General features: G+C 55.1%; 2 rRNA genes. Both read right to left on the reverse strand.

The features are described 5' to 3' along the window. Positions 1-65: 65 nt before the first annotated feature. Positions 66-182 (reverse strand): 5S ribosomal RNA (rrf, locus tag FJV41_RS48495). 158 nt (positions 183-340) lie between these two features. Continuing rightward, positions 341-3,304: ribosomal RNA gene (locus tag FJV41_RS48500) — 23S ribosomal RNA — on the reverse strand. Positions 3,305-3,417 lie beyond the last annotated feature (113 nt).

Here is a 3,417-nt window from a genome sequence, read left to right on the forward strand (position 1 = left end):
ACTCCAGACGCACAAAAGCGAAAAGCCCCCGTCGCACGAGGCGACGAGGGCTTCTCTCAAAAAGAATCCGGCAGCGACCTACTCTCCCACGCGGTTTCCCGCGGAGTACCATCGGCTCTGGAGGGCTTAACTTCCGTGTTCGGGATGGGAACGGGTGTGACCCCTCCGACATAGCCACCGGAAAAGCATGAAGTGCATACGAAGGGTAAGTTGCAGCATTCTGCGAGCACAAGTCTCGCTGTGCGTCTAGTGTTTCGTCCGGGTGAATGCATAGTGCATTCAGTCTCGGCCTTGGCCCCGAGTCCCTTACTCCCCTTGAGGGGGCATGCAAGAGATAGGGGGAAGTAAGCCTCTCGACCAATTAGTACCAGTTAGCTCAACGCGTTACCGCGCTTACACACCTGGCCTATCAACGTCGTAGTCTTCGACGGGTCTTCAGGGGCTTGCGCCCGGGATACCTGGTCTTGAGGTCGGTTTCCCGCTTAGATGCTTTCAGCGGTTATCCAATCGGCACATGGCTACCCAGCGATGCCTCTGGCGAGACAACTGGTACACCAGCGGTGCCTCCAACCCGGTCCTCTCGTACTAAGGTCAGAGCCTCTCAAGTATCCTACGCCCACAGCAGATAGGGACCAAACTGTCTCACGACGTTTTGAACCCAGCTCGCGTACCGCTTTAATTGGCGAACAGCCAAACCCTTGGGACCTGCTCCAGCCCCAGGATGCGATGAGCCGACATCGAGGTGCCAAACCTCCCCGTCGATGTGAACTCTTGGGGGAGATAAGCCTGTTATCCCCGGAGTACCTTTTATCCGTTGAGCGATGGCCCTTCCATTCAGGACCACCGGATCACTATGACCTGCTTTCGCACCTGCTCGACGTGTCCGTCTCGCAGTCAAGCTCCCTTATGCCATTGCACTCGCCGCCCGGTTTCCAATCGGGCTGAGGGAACCATCGCGCGCCTCCGTTACTCTTTGGGAGGCGACCGCCCCAGTCAAACTACCCACCAGACAGTGTCCCAATCCCGGCTTACGGGACATGGTTAGACACCAGAAATCAACAGGGTGGTATTTCACCGTTGCCTCCACCGAACCTAGCGGCCCGGCTTCAAAGGCTCCCACCTATCCTACACAGTCAATCCCTAGTGTCACTGTCAAGTTATAGTAAAGGTTCACGGGGTCTTTCCGTCTTGCTGCGGGTAAACTGCATCGGCACAGCTATTTCAATTTCGCTGAGTCCCTCTCCGAGACAGCGCGGAAGTCGTTACTCCATTCGTGCAGGTCGGAACTTACCCGACAAGGAATTTCGCTACCTTAGGACCGTTATAGTTACGGCCGCCGTTTACTGGGGCTTCGGATCATCGCTTTGCCTTGCGGCTGACGAATCCCCTTAACCTTCCAGCACCGGGCAGGAGTCAGACCCTATACGTCGGCTTGTCGCCTTCGCAGAGTCCTGTGTTTTTGGTAAACAGTCGCTACCGCCATTTCTCTGCAACCTCTCTCGGCTCCGGCTGTACGCCTTCACCTACCAGAGGCCCACCTTCTTCCGAAGTTACGGTGGAAATTTGCCTAGTTCCTTGGAGGAGAGTTCTCTCAAGCGCCTTAGGATTTTCTCCTCACCCACCTGTGTCGGTTTACGGTACGGACACCCTGCAAGCTCCCTACGGGACTTTTCTTGGAAGCAGAGCATCAGCGACTTACCCCTTACGGGGCGCCATGGGGTCTCGGGGATAGCTGCCGCGCCTTTAATCGTACGCGACACCCCTACGCCTTTGGACTGACACAACCGCCGGTCAGCTCGCCTAGCTTTCTCCGTCCTCCCTTAGTTCAACGCTTACAAGATGGCGCAGGAATATTAACCTGCTTTCCATCATCTACGCCTTTCGGCCTCGACTTAGGTTCCGGCTAACCCTGGGAAGATTAACTTGACCCAGGAAACCTTGGGTTTACGGCGAGGGGGTTTCTCACCCCCTTTATCGCTACTCATTTCGGCATCAGCACTCCCAGCCGCTCCAGCCGCCCTTTCGGTCGACCTTCGCTGCAACTGGGACGCTCCCCTACCGCCACACGTTTTGCGTGTGACCCGAAGCTTCGGTACTAGTCTTGAGCCCCGTTACATTTTCGGCGCGGCCTGTCTTGACCAGTGAGCTATTACGCTTTCTTTAAAGGATGGCTGCTTCTAAGCCAACCTCCTGGTTGTCAATGACCTGCCACATCCTTTCTAGTGTTCACTTAGACTAGATTTGGGGACCTTAGCTGTCGGTCTGGGTTATTCCCCTCTTGCCAATGGACGTTATCACCCACTGACTGCGTCCCGGGCTAACAATTACTGGCATTCGGAGTTTGGTACGGTTTGGTAATCTGGTGAGACCCCTAGCCGTTCCAGTGCTCTACCTCCAGTATTGAATTGCCCGAGCCGATACCTAAATATCTTTCGGGGAGAACCAGCTATCACGGAGTTTGATTGGCCTTTCACCCCTACACACAGCTCATCTCAGAAATTTTCAACTTTCATGAGTTCGGTCCTCCATGCGGTGTTACCCGCACTTCAACCTGGCCATGTGTAGATCACCCCGCTTCGGGTTATAATACACGCAACTAATTCGCCCTTTTAGGACTCGCTTTCGCTCCGGCTCCACCTAACGGCTTAGCCTCGCTACGTATATTAAGTCGCCGAATCATGATGCAAAAGGTACGCCCTCGCACTGGCTTGCGCCGTAGTGCTCGGACTGCTTGTAGACATGCGGTTTCAGGTTCTTTTGACTCCCCTTGCCGGGGTTCTTTTCACCTTTCCCTCGCGGTACTTGTTCACTATCGGTCGCCAAGGAGTATTTAGCCTTACCGGATGGTCCCGGCTGATTCAGACAGGATTGCACGTGTCCCGTCTTACTTGGGTAACCCACTCAGCTCCAACCAGCTTTCGCGTACGCGACTATCACGCCCTTTGGTGTCTCTTTCCAGAGACTTCCGCTAGCCAGTCAAAGTCCTACCGTGGACCCTCTACCCCGCTGCCACTTGCGTGACATCGGTTTGGGCTGTTCCCATTTCGCTCGCCGCTACTTTGGGAATCACTCGTTGTTTTCTCTTCCTCAGGGTACTGAGATGTTTCACTTCCCCTGGTTAGCTCCATCTCACCTATGTATTCAGTGAGAGGTAACACCGCTATTCGCAGTGCTGGGTTTCCCCATTCGGACATCTCCGGATCAACGCTTGGTTGACAGCTCCCCGAAGCTTTTCGCAGCCACCCGCGTCCTTCATCGCCTCTTGGCACCTAGGCATCCACCGCACGCCCTTAGTAGCTTACTTGCCCTAATCTCTTGTCTAACGCCCGCCTCACGGCGGATTGTCGAAACTCGAAACCAAGGCCCAGACCCCTGCTCTTCGCAGCAGGCCCGGAAAAAATCACTCTACGCTTGTAG

Origin of the sequence: Myxococcus llanfairpwllgwyngyllgogerychwyrndrobwllllantysiliogogogochensis, assembly GCF_006636215.1 — a bacterium.
Lineage (GTDB): Bacteria > Myxococcota > Myxococcia > Myxococcales > Myxococcaceae > Myxococcus > Myxococcus llanfairpwllgwyngyllgogerychwyrndrobwllllantysiliogogogochensis.